At 70.3% G+C, this 20186-nt stretch carries 21 protein-coding genes; 10 read left to right on the top strand and 11 right to left on the bottom strand.

The features are described 5' to 3' along the window. Positions 1–78 precede the first annotated feature (78 nt). From ACQEU1_RS09020 to ACQEU1_RS09010, 3 genes are all read left to right on the top strand, one after another. On the top strand, positions 79–768 hold the full coding sequence (locus ACQEU1_RS09020) for a DUF998 domain-containing protein (RefSeq protein WP_433198226.1): 690 nt from the start codon (positions 79–81) through the stop codon (positions 766–768). Positions 769–839: 71 nt separating this feature from the next. Continuing rightward, positions 840–1481: a TetR/AcrR family transcriptional regulator gene (locus tag ACQEU1_RS09015; RefSeq protein ID WP_433198224.1), complete on the top strand. Its 642-nt coding sequence runs from the start codon at positions 840–842 to the stop codon at positions 1479–1481. Continuing rightward, positions 1478–3925 (top strand): carboxylesterase family protein, encoded by a 2448-nt coding sequence (locus ACQEU1_RS09010; RefSeq protein WP_433198222.1) that lies wholly within the window; start codon positions 1478–1480, stop codon positions 3923–3925. The genes ACQEU1_RS09015 and ACQEU1_RS09010 overlap by 4 nt, the downstream gene beginning before the upstream one ends. 6 nt (positions 3926–3931) lie before the next feature. Here the strand turns inward: ACQEU1_RS09010 and ACQEU1_RS09005 are convergent, their stop codons facing one another. From ACQEU1_RS09005 to ACQEU1_RS08970, 8 genes are read right to left on the bottom strand one after another with little or no spacing between them, the layout of a single operon-like run. After that, entirely contained in the window at positions 3932–4771 is an 840-nt protein-coding gene (locus ACQEU1_RS09005; RefSeq protein ID WP_433198220.1) for an LLM class flavin-dependent oxidoreductase, read from the bottom strand. Beyond that, the gene (locus ACQEU1_RS09000) at positions 4768–6123 is read right to left on the bottom strand and encodes a class I adenylate-forming enzyme family protein (protein ID WP_433198218.1); all 1356 of its coding nucleotides are present in this window, start codon (positions 6121–6123) and stop codon (positions 4768–4770) included. Before ACQEU1_RS09000 ends, ACQEU1_RS09005 begins: the two co-directional genes overlap by 4 nt. Next, the gene (locus ACQEU1_RS08995; protein WP_433198216.1) at positions 6120–6644 is read right to left on the bottom strand and encodes a hypothetical protein; all 525 of its coding nucleotides are present in this window, start codon (positions 6642–6644) and stop codon (positions 6120–6122) included. The genes ACQEU1_RS09000 and ACQEU1_RS08995 overlap by 4 nt, the downstream gene beginning before the upstream one ends. Further along, positions 6644–7765 (bottom strand): beta-ketoacyl synthase N-terminal-like domain-containing protein, encoded by a 1122-nt coding sequence (locus ACQEU1_RS08990; RefSeq protein ID WP_433198214.1) that lies wholly within the window; start codon positions 7763–7765, stop codon positions 6644–6646. The genes ACQEU1_RS08995 and ACQEU1_RS08990 overlap by 1 nt, the downstream gene beginning before the upstream one ends. Continuing rightward, positions 7759–8265: a 3-hydroxyacyl-ACP dehydratase FabZ family protein gene (locus ACQEU1_RS08985; RefSeq protein WP_433198212.1), complete on the bottom strand. Its 507-nt coding sequence runs from the start codon at positions 8263–8265 to the stop codon at positions 7759–7761. The genes ACQEU1_RS08990 and ACQEU1_RS08985 overlap by 7 nt, the downstream gene beginning before the upstream one ends. Further along, the gene (locus tag ACQEU1_RS08980) at positions 8234–8689 is read right to left on the bottom strand and encodes an acyl-CoA thioesterase (RefSeq protein WP_433198210.1); all 456 of its coding nucleotides are present in this window, start codon (positions 8687–8689) and stop codon (positions 8234–8236) included. Before ACQEU1_RS08980 ends, ACQEU1_RS08985 begins: the two co-directional genes overlap by 32 nt. Beyond that, positions 8686–10062, bottom strand: a complete 1377-nt coding sequence (locus tag ACQEU1_RS08975; RefSeq protein WP_433198208.1) for an aminotransferase class III-fold pyridoxal phosphate-dependent enzyme — start codon at positions 10060–10062, stop codon at positions 8686–8688. The genes ACQEU1_RS08980 and ACQEU1_RS08975 overlap by 4 nt, the downstream gene beginning before the upstream one ends. Next, positions 10059–10322 carry an acyl carrier protein gene (locus ACQEU1_RS08970; RefSeq protein ID WP_433198206.1) on the bottom strand — a complete coding sequence of 88 codons (264 nt, stop codon included), beginning with the start codon at positions 10320–10322 and terminating at the stop codon, positions 10059–10061. The genes ACQEU1_RS08975 and ACQEU1_RS08970 overlap by 4 nt, the downstream gene beginning before the upstream one ends. 470 nt (positions 10323–10792) lie before the next feature. Between ACQEU1_RS08970 and ACQEU1_RS08965 the strand changes: the two genes are divergently transcribed. From ACQEU1_RS08965 to thpD, 6 genes are read left to right on the top strand one after another with little or no spacing between them, the layout of a single operon-like run. Then, the gene (locus ACQEU1_RS08965; protein ID WP_433198201.1) at positions 10793–11323 is read left to right on the top strand and encodes a nucleoside 2-deoxyribosyltransferase; all 531 of its coding nucleotides are present in this window, start codon (positions 10793–10795) and stop codon (positions 11321–11323) included. A 30-nt stretch (positions 11324–11353) separates the two neighbouring features. Then, the gene (locus ACQEU1_RS08960; protein WP_433198199.1) at positions 11354–12205 is read left to right on the top strand and encodes a dihydroorotate dehydrogenase; all 852 of its coding nucleotides are present in this window, start codon (positions 11354–11356) and stop codon (positions 12203–12205) included. After that, positions 12202–12999, top strand: coding sequence for a creatininase family protein (locus tag ACQEU1_RS08955; protein ID WP_433198197.1), 798 nt, complete (start codon positions 12202–12204; stop codon positions 12997–12999). The genes ACQEU1_RS08960 and ACQEU1_RS08955 overlap by 4 nt, the downstream gene beginning before the upstream one ends. Further along, positions 12996–14315 carry a hypothetical protein gene (locus tag ACQEU1_RS08950; protein WP_433198195.1) on the top strand — a complete coding sequence of 440 codons (1320 nt, stop codon included), beginning with the start codon at positions 12996–12998 and terminating at the stop codon, positions 14313–14315. The genes ACQEU1_RS08955 and ACQEU1_RS08950 overlap by 4 nt, the downstream gene beginning before the upstream one ends. 41 nt (positions 14316–14356) lie before the next feature. Further along, a complete protein-coding gene (locus tag ACQEU1_RS08945) occupies positions 14357–15802 on the top strand; it encodes an MFS transporter (RefSeq protein ID WP_433198193.1) in 1446 nt (481 codons plus the stop codon). Positions 15803–15855: 53 nt separating this feature from the next. Then, positions 15856–16776 (top strand): ectoine hydroxylase, encoded by a 921-nt coding sequence (thpD, locus tag ACQEU1_RS08940; RefSeq protein WP_433198191.1) that lies wholly within the window; start codon positions 15856–15858, stop codon positions 16774–16776. A gap of 121 nt (positions 16777–16897) precedes the next feature. Here thpD and ACQEU1_RS08935 read toward each other — a convergent pair whose 3' ends face one another. Together ACQEU1_RS08935 and ACQEU1_RS08930 are read right to left on the bottom strand one after the other, a co-directional pair. Continuing rightward, the gene (locus ACQEU1_RS08935; RefSeq protein WP_433198189.1) at positions 16898–17383 is read right to left on the bottom strand and encodes a universal stress protein; all 486 of its coding nucleotides are present in this window, start codon (positions 17381–17383) and stop codon (positions 16898–16900) included. Between the two features lie 17 nt (positions 17384–17400). Continuing rightward, positions 17401–18924, bottom strand: a complete 1524-nt coding sequence (locus tag ACQEU1_RS08930) for an MDR family MFS transporter (protein WP_433211404.1) — start codon at positions 18922–18924, stop codon at positions 17401–17403. A gap of 102 nt (positions 18925–19026) precedes the next feature. Between ACQEU1_RS08930 and ACQEU1_RS08925 the strand changes: the two genes are divergently transcribed. Next, positions 19027–19608 carry a TetR/AcrR family transcriptional regulator gene (locus tag ACQEU1_RS08925; RefSeq protein WP_433198187.1) on the top strand — a complete coding sequence of 194 codons (582 nt, stop codon included), beginning with the start codon at positions 19027–19029 and terminating at the stop codon, positions 19606–19608. Here ACQEU1_RS08925 and ACQEU1_RS08920 read toward each other — a convergent pair. After that, positions 19596–20186 carry a short chain dehydrogenase gene (locus ACQEU1_RS08920; protein ID WP_433198185.1) on the bottom strand — a complete coding sequence of 197 codons (591 nt, stop codon included), beginning with the start codon at positions 20184–20186 and terminating at the stop codon, positions 19596–19598. The genes ACQEU1_RS08925 and ACQEU1_RS08920 overlap by 13 nt on opposite strands.

The following is a 20186-nucleotide window of genomic DNA, read 5'->3' as shown; positions in this document are numbered from 1 at the left end:
CGCGATGTTGGTCTCGTGTTGGCGGCCGATTCCATCCTGCACCGGTCACCTGACGGATCGTCGATCACGGGGGAAACCTTGTCCGAGAACGTTCTGCAGAACGCCGCTCACCACCAGCCGCGTTCGTCGTCCGCGCCCGGCAACCGCAGGGCGGGAACGGTGCTGATGGCCAGCGCGGCCATCTACTTCTCCGCCGAGTTCATCGCCGCGGCGGCGTGGACGGACCCGCCGTACAGCTACACCCACCACTTCATCAGCAACCTGGGGGTCCACGGCCCGACGACGGCGTTCGGCCAGTTCATGTACTCACCGCTCGCCTGGGTCATGAACACCGGGTTCGTCCTCTTCGGACTCACGGCGCTGGCCGGCGTCGTGTTGTTGCGCGGCCTGCCAGGCAAGCGTCGCCGGCTGCACCTCCTGCTGGCGGTTCTGCTGGCGGCGGGAGGTGTGACGCTGGGGTTCTTCCCGGGCTCTGGCGAGACACCGGCCGACGGCGTCGACTACCACGCCTTGGGGGCCTTCGCGGCCTTCCTCGGCGGCAACGTGCTCTCGATCCTCCTCGGCGGCGCCCATCGCGCTCTGGGCTTCTCCCGCCGTCTGGGGATCGGTCTGAAGGTGGCCGGCGTGTACGGCCTGCTGTCGATTCCCGCGTACCTGGCCGTGACCGCGTCGGAGAAGGGGATTCTCATCGGCCTGGTCGAGCGGGGCATCGTCGACCCGTTCCTGATCGGCTTCCTCGTCCTGGGAGCGGCACTGCGCAGGACCTGACCGGGAGGGCCGCGAGCAAGCTGTGGGCTGAATGGTCTACGCTCCAACCAATCGATTGATTGGAGTTCGGGGTGCCGGACGAGGAGTGGCGGCAGGGCCGGCTGGCGAGCGCCGACGTCGTGCTGCCAGAGGGAACGACACCGACGGGCACGCGGGGGAGGGTGCTGCACGCCGCGCTGGGCCTGTTCGCCGCTCGCGGGTTCCACGGCACCTCGATCCGCGAGATCGGCGCGGCCGCCGGCATCAACTCCGCGACCCTGTACGGCTACTACAGCTCCAAGGAGCAGGTGCTGGCCGAGCTCGTCCTCATCGGGCACAGCGAGCTCCACCGGCGACTGCTCGCCGCGGTCGCCGACGTCCCCGGTCCCAGCGAGCGGCTCGCCGCCTTGGTGCGCACGCACGTGCTGGCGCACACCGACTTCTCGTTGCTGTCGGTCGTGACCGGCAGCGAGTTGCACGTGCTCTCGGCCGAACTGGCGGCGCCCTCGCTGGCGTTGCGCGCGGCGTCCGAACGGCTGCTGCTGGACGTGCTCGCCGACGGGGTGGCGGACGGCAGCTTCGACGTGCCCGACGTGCGGCTGGCCGCACGGGCGATCGGAGGAATGGGGCAGCGGGTGGGCAACTGGTTCGCTCCGGACCAGGAGCACACCCGTGAGCAGGTGGCCGACGCCTACGTGCGCTTCGCCCTGCGGGTCGCCGGAGGTGCCGGGTGAACCGCTCCCGGCTCGGCGCCGTGCTGTGGGTCCTGGTGGCGCAGTACTTCGTGCTGCTGTTCGTGGTCGAGTCCCGGTGGACCACCCCCTACAGCTGGGTGCGCAACGCGATCAGCGACCTGGGCGCCGCCACCTGCTTCCAGGCCTCCTCGTCCGGCAGCTGGATCTGCTCGCCGTGGCACGTGGTGTCGGGGGTGTCCTGGACCCTGGCCGGTCTGTGCCTGACCGCCGGTGCGCTGTTGGTCAGGCCGCTGTTCCCGGACGTGCGGACGGCCCGTGTTGGGTTGACGCTCTTCGCGGTGTCCGGACTGGGGATCGCCGTCGTCGGCCTGAGCCCCGAGGACACCGCGAAGGTGCCGCACTTCCTCGGCGCCGTCGTCGCGATCGTCGTGGGCGAGGCGGCCATGTTGCTGACCGGTTTCGCTCTGGCGGGCACGGACCGGTGGCGTCGTCTCGGGCGCGGCGGTGTCGTCGGCGCGATCGTGGCGATGGTGGCGTTCGTGCTGATGATCTCCCAGGTGGGCGGCCCTGGGCTGTTCGGCCTGTGGGAGCGGATCGCCGCGTTCCCCGTGCTGCTGTGGGCCGTGGTGTGCGGTGCCGCGGTGCTCACCCGGCCGTCGGAGCGCCGGATCCTGGTGCCGCGGTGGTGGATTCCGCTCGCCCTGATCGCCGCCGGGGCGTTCGTCCTGCTCCACCTGAACCAGAGCCCGTTCTGGGGCTGGGGGATCGTGGTCGAGCTGCTCGTCGGCCTGGCCGTGCTGGCCCGGAGCTGGCTGGCGCGCCGGGCCGTGGTCCAGGTGCTCGCCTGGCTGGTCGCGGCGACGCTCGTCTTCGTCACCGCGGTGGCGGCGTACCCGGCACCAGCGCACCGCTCGGCAGGTCCTCCGGGTGCTGCGGCGACCGCCGCTGTGTCCACCCAGGACGGACCGGTGTCCGGCGTGTACAACGAGGACCGGAGTGTCGAGATCTTCGCGGGCGTGCCCTACGCGGCACCTCCGGTGGGCGACCTGCGGTGGAAGCCGCCGCAACCGTCGGCGCACCGGACGGCCGTGCTGACCGCGAACCGCTTTGCCGACTCCCCGGTGCAGTCCTCGTCCGGGTTCGCGACCAGGGCGCTGACGACCGTGCGGGCCGTACCGCTGGCGAACACCCTGGTGAACCCGTACCCGTCCAGTGAGGACTCGCTGTACCTCAACATCTGGCGCGCCACCGAGCCGAAGTCCGCGAAACTCCCCGTCCTGGTCTACGTTCCCGGCGGCGGGTTCGTGAGCGGATCCGGCTCGCTGCCCGTCTACGACGGCGAGAACCTGGCCCGGCGCGGTGACGTCCTCACGGTCACCGTCAACTACCGGCTCGGCGTCTTCGGCTTCCTGTCCCACCCCGACCTGGCCGCGGAGTCCGAGCACGGCACGTCCGGCAACTACGGCGTCCTCGACCAGATCGCCGCACTGCGGTGGGTCAAGGACAACATCGCCGCGTTCGGCGGCGACCCGGACCGCGTCACGATCGCCGGCGAGTCCGCAGGAGGCGAGAGCGTGTGCATCCTCTCCGTCACCCCGCTCACCCGTGACCTCGTCGACGGCGTGATCGGCAGCAGCGGAGCCTGCATGGGCACCACCGGCGACACCGCCAGAGGCGACCAGGCCGACACCAGACAGGCCGCCGAGGCCGCCGGCCGGCGCCTGACCACCGACCTGGGCGGCGCCTCGATAGCCGACCTGCGCGCCATGCCGGCTGAGGACGTCTTCGCCGCAGCCCGCAAGATCCCCGGCCACTGGCGGCCGTCGATCGACGGCCACGTGCTGACCAAGACCCCGGCGGACGTCTACGCCGAGGGCGGCCAGCACGACGTGCCGATCCTGGCCGGCAGCAACGCCGACGAGGCGTCCCTGACCCTGCTCAGCCCACCGGACACCGACCCCGCCGGATACCGCCGCACCGCCGAGGAACGCTACGGCGACCAGGCGGAGACGTTCCTGAAGCTCTACCCCGGCGACACGGAGGACCAGGTCCTGTCAGCGACGCTGCAGGCGGCCACCGACCAGGTCATGACCCGAGCGGCCCACCGCTGGACCACGCTGCAGTCCCGCACCGGCACCTCCGCCGCCTACCGCTACTTCTTCACCCACGTCCCACCCGACCCGGCGCTGGCACAGTTCGGCGCCTACCACGGCGCCGAGGTGATGTACGCGTACGACAACCTGGGAAAGGACGGCAACGCCCGGTACACCGCCACCGACCTCCGGCTCCGGGACCAGATGAGCGGCTACTGGGTCAACTTCGCCCGCACCGGCGACCCGAACGGCCCCGGACTGCCGCCTTGGTCCAGAACGCAGGACGCCCCCGAGAGCGTCATGGAACTGGGCGCGGACAGCCGCATGGTTCCCCGGCCGCGCGCCGAGCAGATCGACTTCTGGATGACCTACACCGGTCCCATCGCCTGAGTCGCCTCATGCCAGCGCCTCCGCCGCGGCTGTCAGCAGCGCGAGGGCCGCGGAGACATCGGTCGGCGCGATGCGCGAACTCACGGTGAGGTGGGTCGCGCCCGCGTCGTGCCAGCGCTTCGCGGTCGCCGCCCAGGTGTTCGCACGGGCAGTCGTCGTCGCCAGCCGGGCCTCCACGCCGAAGGTCTCGCGGTCGCGACCCGCGCGGTCCACCTCGGTGAGCAGGTCCGCGATGAGTTCGGCGCCTCGGCTCACGCCCGTGCCCAGCACGGCGGACATCGTGAAGCCGTCCGCCAGGCCGGCCGCGCGGCGCAGCACGTGGGGAGGCGGGCGGCCGAGCGACCGTGCCGAGCCGCCGCCCAGCCACACCGGAATCGGGTGTGGGGGCGGCGGGGACAGTCGTACGCCGCGCAGGGTGATGTGGTCGCTGTCGTAGCGGACCTCGGTTCCCGTCCACAACAGGCGCATGGCCTCGATCTGGTGCTCCATCAGGCGCCCGCGGGTGGCGGGGTCGGTGCCGGACGCGATGGTCTCGGCCGTGTTCCACCCCGCTACCGCCAGCAGTCTCAGCCTGCCGTTGCTGAGCAGGTTCACCTGCGCCGCCTGTTTCGCGGCCAGTGCGGCGGAGCGCAGAGGTAGCACGGTCACGGCGCACAGGCCGAGGTTGGTGGTCACCGCGCTCAGGAAGCCGGTCAGGGTGAGGCTCTCGTAGGAGGGAGAGGTGGACAGGAGGTGCTCCGGCACGGTCAGGTAGTCGTAGCCGAGGTCCTCGGCCGCCTCGGCGAAGACCCTGATCTCGTCCGGGTCGGTGAGGTCGGGGAGCACACATCCGAGCTGTGGTCTCATTTGCGGAAGGCTCCTGGTTCCGCGGTCGAGACGAGGATCGAGCGGGGGCGTTCGGCCGGGAGCAGCATGGCGTTGAGCCGGCGGCGCACCGTCGACTCCGCGTCCGGTCGTGGGGCGGTCATGTCCAGGTGCAGGTCCAGCACCACCGATCCGTCGTCGGCGCGCACCAGCCGCGGCACGCACCTGGTCACGCCGGGGATCGAACACGCTGCCTCGCGCACGGTGCGGAGGGAGACCTTTTCGCCGCGCAGTACCACGAAGTCCGACAGTCTGCCGCGGAAGTGCAGGTAGCCGTCGTCGACGTGGAACAGGTCGCCGGTGGCCACCACGCCGGGACGGATCAGCGAGCTGGAGCCGGCTTCGCCCACTCGGCGCAGCATCACGGTGCTGGACTCCACCAGCAGTTCGCCCGCGTCGCCGTCGAGTGCGCGCAACGACACCGTCACGCCTGGCAGCGGCTTGCCGACGGAGCCGTGGCGGTGTGCGGGTTCGGCGTGGGCGGCCAGAGTGGAGACCCTCGGGCCCGCTTCGGTCAGGCCGTAGGTGACGTACAGCTCGCCTTCGGGCCTGGCGGACAGCAGTCGTGCCACCTCGATCTCGTCCAGGTGGTCGCCGCCGACGGTGATCACCCTCGTGCGCCGGGGAACCGCGTCGGGGTGTTCGAGCAGCTGGCGGACGATCGTCGGGGTGAGCGACGAGTGGGTGATGTCGTGCCGTTCCGCGGTCGAGCGGTAGTCGCCTGGCACGAACGGTGGTCCGGAGATGATCAGACGCGCTCCGGTGACGTAGGCGGCCAGCATTTGCGCCACCATCGCGTAGGAGTAGTGCAACGGCAGGTTGATCAGCACGGTGTCGTGCCGGGTCAGGCCGATCGCGGTGGCGTGGCGAGTGGCGTTGCGCAACAGCGCGCCGGTGCGGTGCAGGCAGGCGCTGAACCTGCCGGAGGTGCCCGACGTCGACAGCATCACATCGCCTGCCGCATAGGGCCGGGCCAGGCCGGTGGTCGGTACCGCGGTCGCGGTGCCGACGCGGTGGTGCGGTCCCGAGTCCGGTGCGATGCGGGTGGTGATGATGACCCGTGCGCCCACGTGCCCGGCCAGTGTGCGCATGCGGTGCCACGGGGTGCTGGGCGACACCGCCAGCGGTACCAGGCCCAGCAGTTGGGTGGCGAGCAGCACCTGCACGAGGTGCACGCCGTTGGTCATGCAGAGAATCACGCAGTCGCCGGGGGAGAGCCGCAGTGCTGCCAGGTCCGCGAGGACGTCGTCCACGGTGACGGAGTCCTTGCGCGGGTGCAGATCTCGTGCGTTCGCCAGGAACGCCGTGACTTTGCCGTGCTCCAGTGCGGTCACGCCGTCACCTCGGTGAGCAGCGCGGACACGTGCGCGGGGCGGTCACGTCCTGGGGCGAGCACGACAGAGCGCACGGTGTGGACGTTCTCGTCCAGTTCGTGGCCGACCACCACCACGTGCCGCGCTTGTGCGGATTCGAGCCAATGCCGCGCCACGCACAACGCCGCCTGCACCGCGTGGCCGGGGTGCATCGCCAGGACCAGCGACGGACCGCGCAGTCCCCAGCGGATGCACGGAAGTCCCGCCACCAGACCGGGATTCGCGCCGGCGAACCGCAACGGCGACACCCGTCCGCGCGCGCTGCCATCCGCGATCCCGGCCATCGTGGACGCCGTCGCGGTCGCGCTCATCGCCAGCACCGCGACGTCCGTCCCGTCGAGCTCTTCCCGGCAGCGCTCGAGCGCGTCGCCCACGACCGCGGCGGCCAGCCAGGCGACGGGATCGGCGTAGAACGAGGGCTTGTTCGCGGCGTGCCGCGAAAGGTCCTCCGCGGACATGGCGGCGGAGCTCAGCACCCGCATCACCGATCCCCTCCTGGCAGGTCGAACAGCAGACAGGTGTCGAATCCGCCGAACCCGAGCGTCACGCTCATCCCCGCGCCCCTGCCGATGGGCCGCGCCCGGCGGATCGGCACCGGCAGGGTCAGTTCGGGCACCGGGTCGCGCAGGCCGTGCACCGGAGGCACGACCCCGTTGCGCAGCGCGAGAACCGTTGCGATCGCCTCGATGCCACCCGTGGCACCGAGACTGTGCCCGAACGCGCCCTTGGTGCCGAACAACGTCGGTCCGCGGGTGCCGAACACGTCCTGCAGGCTGGAGATCTCCACGCTGTCGTTGAGCGGAGTGCCGGTTCCGTGGACGTTCACCACCGCGACGTCCTGAGGCGTGGAGCCCGCGGCGGCCAGGCAGCGCCGCAGAGCCGCCTTCACGCTGGCACCGGACGTGTCCGGTGCGGTGAGCCCGGACGCGTCGTTGGCCGCTCCAGTGCCGCGCAGCCGCGCCAACACGCGCGCGCCCCGCTGCGCGGCGGATTCCTCCGACTCCAGCACCAGGAGACCCGCGCCCTCACCGAGCGTCATGCCGTCGTGGGCCCGGTCGAAGGCCCGCGTCGAGGTCGGGCTCATCGTGCCCAACGCCGTGTGCCCCAGCCGCTTCGCGTCGGTGATCACGTCGACCCCGCCCGCAACGCAGATCCGGCTGTGCCCGGACCGGATGAGCGCGTGCGCCACCGCCACGCTGTCCGACGCCGCCGAACACGCCGTCGTCACCGTCAGCGGACGCATGGGGTGGCCGGCCTCCTCGGCCGCGCGCTCGGCCCAGCCGGACAGGGGAACCCGTGCGTCCAACGTGGCACCGAAACTCGTGCCGAGCACGACCGTGACATCAGGATCCGCCGGGTGCAGCCCGGCGTTCTCGAAGACGGCCCGCAGCGTCGTCACGGCCAGCACGTGCTGTCGCCGCACCGGATCGGCCAGCGAGGCGACAGCGGGCACGGTGGCCGCCAGGTCACTGCGCAGCCGGTGCGCGGACGGCACCGGCGCCACACCGGTCTCGCCCGCGCACAACCGCGCCCACACGCCGTCCAGGTCGTCCCCGAGCGGCGTGTGCCAGGCCATCCCGGTGACCAGCGTGCCGCTCACCACGGCGGCGAGTGGGACGGGTCGACCTTCGCCCGGCTCATCGCGCCGCGGAACGCCGCAACCGACCGCCCGTCGACCGCGGCCGTCGCGCTGAAGGTGAAGGCACGCCCGGAGAAACGCTCTGCCCGCACGTCCAGCACCACCTGGTCTCCTGGCACGACGGGCAGCTTGAACCGCGACTTCACGGTGCCGACCAGAGTGACCTCGTCGTCCTCCAACGGCGGCGCGCTCAGCTGGTACAGCAGCACGCCGGACTGGCAGAACGCCTGCATCGTGTGACTTCCCGGCAACACCACACCTGGCAGAAGCGCGCGCTCAGGCAAGTGGCCCGACAACGCGCTCATCTCCGCGGAGACCGCGAACATGCTCCGCAGGAAGACTCCGGGCTCGTGGTCCAGCACCCGGTCGATGAACAACCGGGGGTGCCGGCCCCGCACCAGGTCCTTGACGGCCGAAATGCCGAGTGGCCGCTCAGTCCGCGGTTCCGCTCGAGCTGTGTGCATGGTGTTCGTCATTCGAGGTGAGTCCTTTCAAAGTTGTCCGCAGCGACGACGGCAGGGCGGCAGGCCGCCGTGATCCCCGGTCCACGGCGGCGAACGAGAGCGTTCCCGCCACCAGCGGCTCCGCCGTGCCGTCGCCGTCCTCGCGCGAGAGGGTGACCGCGATCCGGAACCACGCCGCACCGACGTGGTCGACCCGCGAACGTCCGGTGACCACGTCGCGGTACACCGCGCTCGCCCTGTAGCGCAGCCGCAGCTCGACGGCGACCAGGTCGACTCCGGCCGCCTCGAACGCGGCGAGCCCGACGCCGGCCGTCTCCAGGTCGTCCAGCCCCGCCGTTTCCAGCAGCGAGGCGTAGCGGGAGAAGTGGACGATGCCGGTCGCGTCGGTGTCGACGTGCTCGATCCGGGTCCGGAAGGGCGTCATCGCGTGCGCTGGAAGGCGAGCGTGCCGTCGACGAGCCGGTCGACGATCTCGTCGGCCTGCTCGAACTCGGTCACCAGCGCGGGAGCGACGCGCATCGTCGGGTACACGTACCGCAGACCGTTCGACCTCTTCCCCGCACCGGCCATGAACTCGACGTAGACACCTGCCCTGATCAACGCGGTCCGCAGGTCGGCGAGCCGGGGGGCCGCCTCGCGCGCGAGCTCGACGCCCAGCATCACCCCCTGGCCGCGCGCCTCGGTGAACACGTCGGGGAACCGGCGGACCAAAGTGGACTGCAGACGCATGGTCAGGTGCTGGCCGAGCGCGGCCGACCGCTCCAGCAGCCCCGCCTCGACGATGTGCTCCAGCCCGTCGCCGACCACCGCACACGTCAGCGGGCGGAGGTCCGAAGTGGACACCGCGCCGGAGGCGCGCACCCGCAGGTCCCGCCGGGCGATCACCATCGACGTGGACAGCGCCCCCATGCCGAGGTACTTGCCGATCACGGTGATGTCGGTCGGCACCGGCCCCGAATCGTCGCGCATCGCGAAGAACGCACCTGTCTTCGCGAACGTGAGGATCTCGTCCGCGACGAGGAGCACCCCGTGGGCCGCGCACAACCGGGAGAGGGTCCTGAGGTAGCCGGGAGGCGGCTCGATGATGCCCGCGTCTCCCTGGACCGGCTCGACCACGACCGCGAGCGTCCTGTCCGCGTTGGCCGAGAAGTAGTCGGCCAGCGCCTGCGGCGAGCCGAACGGGATGTGCCGCACCTGGACGCCGTGCTGGTCCAGTGGTGCGGGGCCGGGCAACCCGACCTGGTAGTGGCGCCGGTTCAGCAACGGCACGAGCCCGCTGGTCCAGCCGTGCCAAGCTCCCTCGAACGCCACGATCGTGTCGCGCTGTTCCATCCCCGGCCAGTAGCGCAGCCGCCGGACGTCGAAGCGCGACTCGAGCACCAGCCGCAACGCCAGCTCGTTGCCCTCCGATCCCGAGTTCCGGCCGCTCACGTGGTACTCGCCGGACGGGAAGTGCTCGGTGAACAACCCCGAGTCGCCGAACAGCCTGTTCAGCAGCCTCGCGCGCTCCGCCGAGCCGATCTCGTCCGTCGCGTGCCCGGCTTCTTCGGCGCCGCGCCGCAGGGCGCGCAGCACGACCTCGTGGCCCGTGCCCAGACAGGCGCTCGCGTAGCCACCACTCGCGTCGAGCAGGCGCAGCACCTCGCCCTGCTCGTCGGCGACGTCGAGCTCGATGCCGCGCGCGCTCAGCGAGGTGAACGGCAGCGGCGACCGCCCGTAGTGGTCGAGGTGCAGTTCACGGCCCTTGCGCAGCTCGTCGAGGTCTGCGCCGGGAAACACCTCCTGTCGCGCCGTCACGCGCGGTCCGCCTGGCCGCCGGCGAGACCGTCCACGAGCGACACCACGTCGCCGAGCGTCTCGAGCTTGTCCGCGGCGAACTCCTCGTCGGAGATCCGCACGCCGAAGACCTCCTCGCACTGCACCCTCAGCTCGACGAAACCGAGCGAGTCCATTCCGTACCCCTCCCGCAGCTCGTCCTCCGGGCGCATGAGCTCCGGCGGGATTTCGACGAGCACGTCGGACACGAGAATTCGCTTGATTGCCTGCAAGGTGTCCATGACAAGTTCCCCCAGGTGAATAAATGTGCGCCTTGAAGCGCCCGCAGTTGCACAGTTCGCCTGCCGGCGGTGTCGGGCTGATCAGCCGCAACGGTGACCGAGAACGCTCGGTGCGCGGCCAGGAATCTGACTTCGATCGACATTGCCCGGATCGCGGTGGAGTTGTCAAGCGCGTCCCCGTCGTGGCTGAATCCGAGGGCGCGACCTCTCGTCGCCGATCAGGAAACCGAAATAGGTAATCCTCTCCGCTCGGGGTTTACCAGTCCCTGGGCCGGTCGGGGGAACTTGCTTGCCGATTCGGTGTCGCTTGCTGCTAGCTTCGATTCGGGGACGGAATTCAACCTGGGGAAGTTCAGTCTCGGACGGTCCGGTGAGTCGACTCGGGCACGTCCGGACATCGCACATCGCGTTCATTTCGCGATCGAGAGGTCTGCGGCCTCTTCGTATTCGGCTTTGGGGGACGATCAGTCGTGGTCAGGTCCGAAGGCGCTCTCGCGGGCGTGAAGGTGTTCATTGGTGGCCCGATCCAGCACGCGATCCTTCCGGATGGCTTTCTGGAACGGCTGGAGGTCGCGCTGAGCACCGCCATCGGCAGTGTGCAGCGCGCGGCCGGCACGGTGCTGTCGGCGCACGTCGCCGAGCGGTTCGGCGCCGACACCCCGCTGTTCACTCCCGCCCAGGTCGCCGAACGCGACTTCGGCTGGATGCTCGAGTGCGACGTGTTCGTACCGGTCTTGCCGGTTCTCGACGACGGCGACCTGCTCAGAACCGACGGCACGCACGTCGAACTCGGCTGGGCGAGCGCACTCGGCAAGCCGATCGTGGGCGTCACCGCCCAGCCGTTCGCCGACTCGGCCAGCCACCTGCTCAAGGGCATCGGTCAGGTCGCAAACGCCCGGTTCGTCGACATCGGCGAGTTCACAACCTCGCCGGACCTGCTCGTCGAAACCGTCGTCACCGCGCTGCGGGAACGCCCGATGGCCGCTTCCCGTGCGCTCTGACGACCGACACCTCGTGACGAGGAGGAACCCGTGCCCGGTGTGACCGTGCTCGGCCTGGACCTGACGAACCCGGTGATGGTCGCGTCCGGCCTGCTCACCGACCAGGAGCGCAACATCCGCAAGCTCATCGAGGCGGGGGCGGGGGCCGTCGTCACCAAGACGATCCACCCGAACCCGCCCGCACACCTGGACGAGCGCATCGTCCGGCTCCCGACGGGAATGCTGAACAGCACCACGTACACCAAACGTCCGGTCGACCTCTGGCTGAGGTGGCTGCGCGGGTTCGCGGAAGACGGGCTGCCGGTGATCGCGTCGGTGCACGCCGACACACCAGTAGACCTGGGAGAACTCGCGGTCCGCGTCGAGCTCGCCGGCTGCCGTGCGCTGGAGCTGGGCATCTCCTGCCTCAACGAGGAGGACGGGCTGTCCGACACCCCGGAACGGGTCTTCGCCTACACCCGCGCGGTGCGCGACCACACCAGCCTGCCGTTCTCCGTCAAGCTCGCGAGCGGCGAAGGCCTGCGTGAACGGGCGACCGCCGCGGCCGAGGCGGGCGCGGACGCGATCACGCTCAGCGACACGATCCCCGGCGCCGCGGTCGACCCCGAATCCGGCCGGCTCGTGCTCGGCGGCGTCTTCGGCTACTCCGGCCCGGCCATCAAACCGCTCGTGCTCGCCTCCGTGTGGGAACTGCGTCGCCACGGGTTCGCGTTGCCGGTGCTGGGCTGCGGCGGGGTGAGCTCCGGTCGCGACGTGCACGACTACCTGGCGGTCGGCGCGACGGCGGTGCAGGTCTACACGGCCCTGCACACCGACATGTACGAAACGCTCGACCGGATCGTCACCGCCACGGTGGCAGGCGCGCCGCGGGTGTCCGGGTGAAGCCGCGGTCGAACGGCCGGGCCTTCGCCGACCTGTGCAGCCCTGAGGTGCACGACGCGGTCGAGGCGCAGACGCTGGTGTGGCCGGTCGGGTCGATCGAGCAGCACGGCCCGCACCTGCCGTTGTCGGTCGACCTGGTGATCGCCGAGGCCTTCGCGCAGCAGATCGCGCGTGAGCTCGCCGCGTTCGCGCTGCCGGTCCAGCCCGTTGCCGCCCGGTCGCTGCCGCAGAGCGGTGGCGGCCTCGCCTTCCCGGGCACCGTGTTCGTGCGCGGCGGCACGCTCATCGACTTCCTCGCCGACACGATCCGGTCGCTGTGCGCACTGCCCGTCCGCCGGCTGCTGATCGTCAACGGCCACTTCGAAAACGAACCGTTCGTGTTCGAGGCGCTCGACCAGATCGCGTGCGAACGCGCCGGGCACGAACCGGAGCTCATCGCGCTGAGCTGGTGGAGCCTGGTCGACGACGGATGGCTGCGCGCGCGGCTCCCCGCGTTCCCCGGCTGGCACGCCGAACACGGGGGTCTCACCGAGACCAGCCTGATGCTGTACCTGCGTCCCGACCTCGTCACCGCGTCCCGGCCCTGCCACGACGACCCGCCGCGGCCTGGGATCTACCTGCACCCCGCCGACACCGCGAGCACCACGAACAACGGCGTCCTGTCGTCGACGACCGGCGCGAACGCCGAGCTGGGCGAAGAGCTGTTCTGGCACGTGGTCGGCAACGCCATGGCACTGGTGACCGGTGGCCACGGCCTGCTGCGCCCCTCACCCGCGGAAAGGACCCGGCCGTGACCGAGCACGTCCCGACGGTCTGCGTGAGCAACGCGATCGACACCTACCGCGCTTTCCTCGCCCCCGCCGACGACGTCGAGGAACACCTGGCCGGGTGCTTCGCCCAGCAGGACCAGGCGTTGTACTGGGCGCCGACGGCCAAGCTGCTGGTCACCTACGAACCCGTGCGCGACCTGGAGTGGCAGGCCGGGTTCCTGGGTCTGGGCGAGGTCGTCAACATCAGCCCGGCGAAGACGGCCGGCTCGCTGTTCGCGGACGTTCTCGCCGACCCGTCCGCGGTCGAGGCGATCGTCCGGTACGCGGGCCCCGGTCGTCGTGTGCGGCTGATCCCGCACACGACGACCGCAGAGCTGTGGCAGTTCGCCGACGTGCTGGCGCGCGAGCACGGGATCCGCGTCGACCTGCCCGAGAGCACCCCCGACCAGGCGCTGCGCGACCTGCTCGACACCAAGACCGGACTGCGGGACCTGGCAGCCGGACTGGGCATGGCCACTGGGCCGTTCCGGTTGCCCGACGGGGTGCACTGCACGAGCACCGAGGACGTCGTAGCCGCTGTGGGCCGGTTCCTCGACAGCGGCACGCCGTGCATCGTGAAGGCCGATCGCGGCGAGGCGAGCACCGGGCTGCTGGTGTTCAAACCGGGTCACGACCGAGCCGCGATCTCCGGAGAAGTGCTGGCCAGCCCGTTCTACGGCACCGGTCCGGTGGTCGTGGAGGAGTTCATCTCCGGAGCCGTCGAGTTCCCGTCGATCGAATTCGTGGTGCCCGCGAATGGGGAACCTTTCGTGTTCTCGGTTACCGAAATGCTGTTCGAAGGGGAAACGCACGTCCGAGGTGACGTGACCGCGCGAGAGCTGGAACAGCGGTGGTGGTGCGCACCGTTCGCGGAAGGCGGATTGCGGCTCGCTTCGGCGATGCGCGACCGCGGCTATCGCGGGCACTTCGGGATCGACGCCATCGCCAGGGACGGCGAGGTGTTCATGCACGACCTCAACGCCCGCCGCACCGGATCGACGCACCTGCACGAATTCGGGGTCGAGGTGCTCGGCCCGAATTACCTCGACACGCACGTGGTCGGACACTTCGTCTGCCACGGCTTGCCCACCGACATGCCGCTCGACCAACTGCTCGGCGCGCTGGGCGACCTGGTGCGGTCGCCGAAGAATGCCGACACCGGCATCGTCCCCGCAGAATTGTGCGGGCTGTCCACCGGTCGGGTGAGCCTTGTGGCTTTCTGCCGGAACCTGGCAGAGTTTCACGACATGATTACGACTGCTCGCGCGGCATTGCGCGATTTTACCGGTGAACACAAGTGAATTCCCAGGTTTCCGCGGACCGGGGTTCGGCCTATCGGTGGATGGTTCTCCTCACCGTTCTCGGCTGTTTCCTCCCGGCCGCGATCGACGTGACGATCCTCAACATCGCGGTACCCGCGCTCAGCACGCAGATGCAGGTGTCCGCGCGCGAAATGCTGTGGATCGTCGACGTGTACTCGCTGACCATGATCGGGCTGGTGCTGGTCACCGGACCTCTCGGCGACCGGATCGGCCACAAGCGGCTGCTGCTCATCGGGCTGACCGTGTTCGGTGCGTCGTCAGGACTGTCGTCGCTGGCCACGACACCGGGGATGCTGATCGCCGGCCGGGTCGCGGTGGCGATCGGCTCGGCGATGATCATCCCGGCCACGCTGGCGATCATCCGGCAGACGTTCCACGAGGGCAGGGGCCACTCGTTCGCCATCGGCGCGTGGAGCGCGGTGGCCGCCGGGGCCTCCGCGCTCGGGCCGGTCGCCGGCGGGTTCCTGCTCAACCACTTCTGGTGGGGGTCGATCTTCCTCGTCAACGTGCCCATCGCGGCGATCGCGATCCCGGTCGTCGCGGTGCTCCTGCGCAACGAGGTGCCCGAGACCAAACAGCCGTGGGAGGTGACCTCGCCGACGCTCGCGATCGTCGGCTCGCTGGGCATCGCCTACGGGATCATCGCGCTGGCACACGAACGGGTGTCCGTCGTCGAGGTCGCGGGCCCCGGCCTGCTGGGTCTCGTGGCCGCGGTGCTGTTCACGCGGCGGCAACTCAGCCTGCCGCACCCGATGCTCGACCTGCGCCTGTTCCGGTCGCCGAAGTTCCGCGCCGGTGCGGTCGCGTCGATCCTGCCCGTGCTCGTGATGGTCGGGTTCGAACTGCAACTGGTGCAGTACCTGCAGTTCGCGCTCGGCATGTCGCCCGGCGCCGCCGCCATCGGGTTGCTGCCCATGCCGATCGCCGCGCTCGTCGCGGGACCTCTGGCAGGGGTGATCGTGCCGAGGACCGGGCCCAGGGCCGGCATCGCGGTGGGCCTCACGCTGGCCGCGGCCGGGTACGCGCTGGTCGCGATGTCCGCCGCCGAGCACGACGGGGTGGCCTTCGGCGCGGGCCTGGTGCTGGTCGGAGCCGGGCACGGCGCGGTGCAGATGATCGCGTCCGACCTGATCATGACCGGAGCGAGCGCCGACCAGGCCGGTGCCGCGGCCGCGATCGAGTCGGTGTCCTTCGAGGCGGGGGCCGGGCTCGGTGTCCCGGTGATCGGCACGTTCACCGGGTTCGTCTACCGGTCCTACCTGCCAGACGATGTCACGGGCGGGGCGTCGGACTCCGTCGCGAGTGCCGTCTCCGCCGCGCACCAGGCAGGCGGAGAGGCCGGCCGGGCGCTGGCCAAGGCCGCCGGCGAGGCGTTCATCAGCGGCTTCCGGCTCGTCGCCGTCCTGTGTGCCGCCCTGGTGGCGGTGACGGTCGCGGTGTCGGTGCCCCGCGAAGAGCGGTTTTGACCCGCATCGGGAGTTCAGCCCGCGGGTGATCCATTGGGTGAAAGGAGCGGTTCATGGGGGAACCAACATGGGCGGGTGTGTGGCCGGGTCAGGCCACCGACCCGTACCCGACGCGTCAGGGAGGACCGTCGCGCGAGATCCCGCGCACGGGCCAGGTCGTCTTCGGCAAGCCCGAGGACGGTCCGCTCACCGAGGAGGAGCTCGACGCCTTCGACCGGGACGGGTTCCTCGTCCTGCCGAACGCGCTGGACCAGAACGAGGTCACGACGCTGCTCACCGAGCTGCGGCGGCTCACCAGGTCGGGCGACGACGTCGGCACGGACCGGATGATCGAGGAGCCGGACGGCCGTTCGGTCAAGTCGATCTACCAGGTCCAGGCGGTCAGCGAGATCCTGCGCGGCCTGACCGAGCACAGCACGTTCGTCGACAGGGCCCGCCAGATCCTGGGCTCGGACGTGTACCTGCACCAGACCCGTGCCAACGTGAAGCCCGGCTTCACCGGTACCGACTTCTTCTGGCACTCCGACTTCGAGACGTGGCACAGCGAAGACGGACTGCCGACCATGCGCGCGTTGAGCGTGTCGGTCTCGCTGACCGACAACTACGACTTCAACGGCCCGCTCATGGTCATGCCGGGGTCGCACAAGACGTTCGTCACCGGCATGGGGGAGACGCGACCGATCAACTGGAAGAGGTCGTTGCGAGACCAGGACGTCGGCGTGCCCGACCACGCGATCCTCACCGAACTGGCGGACCGCCACGGGATCCGGCAGTTCACGGGCAAGGCCGGGGACGCGGTGATGTTCGACTGCAACATCATGCACGGGTCGAACGCCAACATCACGCCGTTCGCCCGGTCGAACATCTTCATCGTCTACAACAGCATGGAGAACACGCTGCAGGCGCCGTTCGGCACGCAGTCGCAGCGACCGGAGTACCTGGGGTCGCGCAACTTCGCGCCGGTGGGCCGATGACGATCGGCTGAAACAGGGGAGCAGGCCGGGGTTCGCCCCGGCCTGCTCCTGCTCCAACGCGTTCAGCGCGTTTCCGGATCCGGCCTCCGCGTGCCGCGCCTGGCCGTCCACCGAGCCGGCGTCACGGCACCACCAGCACCGGCCAGTGCCCGGACCGGATCAGCCGGGTGGCCACCGACCCGGTGAACCGGTGTCCGGCCTGCTGCGAAGCCCCGACCACCACCATGTCCGCCTGGCACTGGTCGGCCGACTCCCGCAGCACCGTGTACGGATCCCCGAACGCCTTGACGAACGTCACCGGCACGTCCAGCTCGTCGGCGAAAGCACGGACCTGCTCCACCAGTTCCGCGTACAACGTGGCCGCGGCCTCGTGCTCGAACACCGAAGCCACCGCGGGACTGAGTGCGGCAAGTGAGGAGTGGCAGGCCACGAACGTGACCACCAGCCGCGCTCCCTGCCGCCGGGCGAACCCGAACGCCGACGCGGTGGCCCGCATCGCGGTGTCCGACCCGTCCAGCCCGACCAGGACGGTGCGGGCGGACGGCAGGGGAGCGGGACCGAATCGATCCACAGTGGACTCGAAGGCGTTGAAGGCGCCGGCGCTCATGGTTCCCCCTCAAGAGATCAGCGAGCGACCGCTGAGTCTGCTTCCTTCTTCTCGAGATCGATCGTGGTGCGCAACGTGATCGGCTTGAGCAGCAGTGCCGCGATGATGCCGATCACGCCGACTGCGGCGGAGATCAGGAAGATGTGCGCCGTGGCGTCGCCGTACACCGTGTGCACGACGGTCTGGACCTGCGGCGGCAACGCCGAGAGGTTCAGCGCGCTAGTGGAACCCGTCGACTGCCCGGCCGGCACGTGCAGCGCGGCCGACAGGTCGGCGGTGACCCGGTTGGCCAGCACGGCGCCCAGCACCGAGACACCGATCGTGCCGCCCAGCGAGCGGAAGAACGTCACGGTCGCCGAAGCGGCGCCGAGCTCGCTCAGCGGCACGCTGTTCTGCACGGCCAGCACGAGGTTCTGCATCGTCATGCCGACACCGATGCCCACCACGGCCATCGCGATGCCGACGATCCACAACGCCGTCGCGTGGTCGACGAAACCGAGCCCCAGGAACCCGAGCACCAGGATCACCGTGCCGGCCACGATGTACGGCTTGATCCGGCCGGTGCGGCTGATCAGGCGGCCGGAGACCGTGGACGACACCAGCACGCCCGCCATCAGCGGGATCGTCAGCAGGCCCGCCTCGGTCGGCGAGTAGCCGCGGCCGATCTGGAAGTACTGGCCGAGGAACACCGCGCCACCGAACATGGCCATGCCCACGGAGAGCGAGGCGATGATCGCCAACGCCGGGGTGCGCTGGACCACGATGTGCAGCGGCACGACGGGTTCGGCGACCCGCGTCTCCACCGCGATGGCGGCGCCCAGCAGCACGAGGCCGGCCGCGACCATGGCCCCGGTCTGCCACGAGACCCAGTCGAACGAGTTGCCGACGAACGACACCCAGATCAGCAGCACGCTCACGCCCGCGGCGATCAGGGCGGCCCCGAGGTAGTCGATCTTCACGTTCTCGCGGCGCACGGTTTCGAGCTTCAGCGTGGCCTGGAGGACGACGAACGCGATCGCGGCGATCGGCACGGCGACCCAGAAGCACCAGCGCCAGCCGAGCCACGACACGTCGACGATGAGGCCGCCGAGCAGCGGGCCGCCGACGGTCGCCACGGCCATGACCGCGCCGAGGTAGCCGTTGTAACGGCCGCGTTCGCGGGGCGGGATGATCGCGGCGATCACGACCTGGACCAGTGCCTGGAGGCCGCCGACGCCGAGGCCCTGGAACGCGCGGGCCGCGATCAGCTGGCCGGTGTCCTGGGCGAAGCCGGAGAGCAGCGAGCCGATCACGAAGATCACGATCGCGGCCTGGACCAGCGTCTTCTTGTTGAAAAGGTCGGCGAGCTTGCCCCAGATCGGGGTCGTGGCCGTCGCCGTGAGCAGGGTGGCCGTGACCACCCACGTGTACTGGGTCTGCGTGCCGTTCAGCGAGCCGATGATCCGCGGCAGCGCGGTGGACACCACCGTGGAGCTGACCATGGCCACGAACAGCGCGAGCAGCAGTCCGGACAGCGACTCCAGCACCTGCCGGTGCCCCATCGCCCGAGTCTCGATCTTCACATCCGCCCCTTCGTCGCCTTAATTCTTGCGCGTTGTGCAAATTTGCGCAATGGGCAACGTACACCCGCTAGGCTGGACGGCATGGAGACCCTCACCACTCGCCGCGAGCACAAGAAGGCGGTGACCAGGCGGTCGCTGGCCGGAGCGGCGTTGCGGCTCGCGATGGAGCACGGCCTGGACGGGGTGACGGTCGAGGACATCGCGGACGCGGCGGGCGTGTCGCGCCGGACGTTCTCCAACTACTTCACCAGCAAGGAGGACGCGGTCCTCGACGCCGACCGCCAGCGCACGCAGGCCCTGGTGTCGCTGGTCCAGGACCGGCCGGAGCACGAAACCGCCTGGCAGGCGCTGCGCGCGTCGACCGCGGAGCTCTACGAGGCGTGGCCCGTCCCCGACGTCGAGTGGATGGCCCAGCTCCGGCTGCTGCGCCGGCACCCGTCACTGCTCGCACGACAAGCAGGCGACCAGGTCGCGCTCGAACGCGACCTGACCGCCGTTCTCGTCCTCCGCGAACCGGACGAGGAGATCTCCCGCCTGATGGCCGCGACCTTCCTCGCCACGATCCGCACCGCCATCGCCCTCTGGCTCGAAGGCGCGGGCAGGCAGCACCTGCCCGCGCTGGTCGACCGCCTGCTCGGCCGCGTCGCGGTTCAGGGCACGTAGACCTGCCCGGTCTGCCGTCCCTCGATCGACCGCACGTACGCCCGCGTGACCTCGGCCAGCGGCACCGGCTTCAGGCCGGGGAAGAAGTCGCCGTACGCGTCGAGCGACTCGGTGAAGACCGTGGGGCTGATGGCGTTCACCCGCTTCGGTGCGATCTCGACGGCCGCCGTGCGCACCCACCCCTCCAGCGCGCCGTTGGCCAGCGCCGCCGCCGCGCCACCGGGCACGGCCTCCCGCGCGAGCATGCCGGTGATCAGCGTGAACGAGTCCGTGACGTGCGCGAGCCCTTCGCGCACGAGCAGGATCTGGGGGAGCACCTTGCCGGTCATCGCGGCCTGGTAGTCGTCTGTCGTCAGCTCGCTCACCGGCCCGAACGGGATGTGGCCGGCGGCCGACGCGACGGCGTCGAACGGACCCGCCGTCCGGTACATCTCGGCGACCTGGGCCGGGTCGGACACGTCGTACCGCAGGTCGCCCGACGTGCGGGAGACGGTGACGACGTCGTGCTTGCGTTCGACGAGCTCCGAGTGCAGTGCGGTGCCCAGCGTGCCTGAAGCTCCAACGAGCAAAATCCTCAT

The sequence above is a fragment of the Lentzea sp. CA-135723 genome (genome assembly GCF_050936595.1).
Classification (GTDB): domain Bacteria; phylum Actinomycetota; class Actinomycetes; order Mycobacteriales; family Pseudonocardiaceae; genus Lentzea.
The sequence above is the reverse complement of the archived record's forward strand: the minus strand, read 5'-3'. Positions and strand labels throughout refer to the sequence as shown.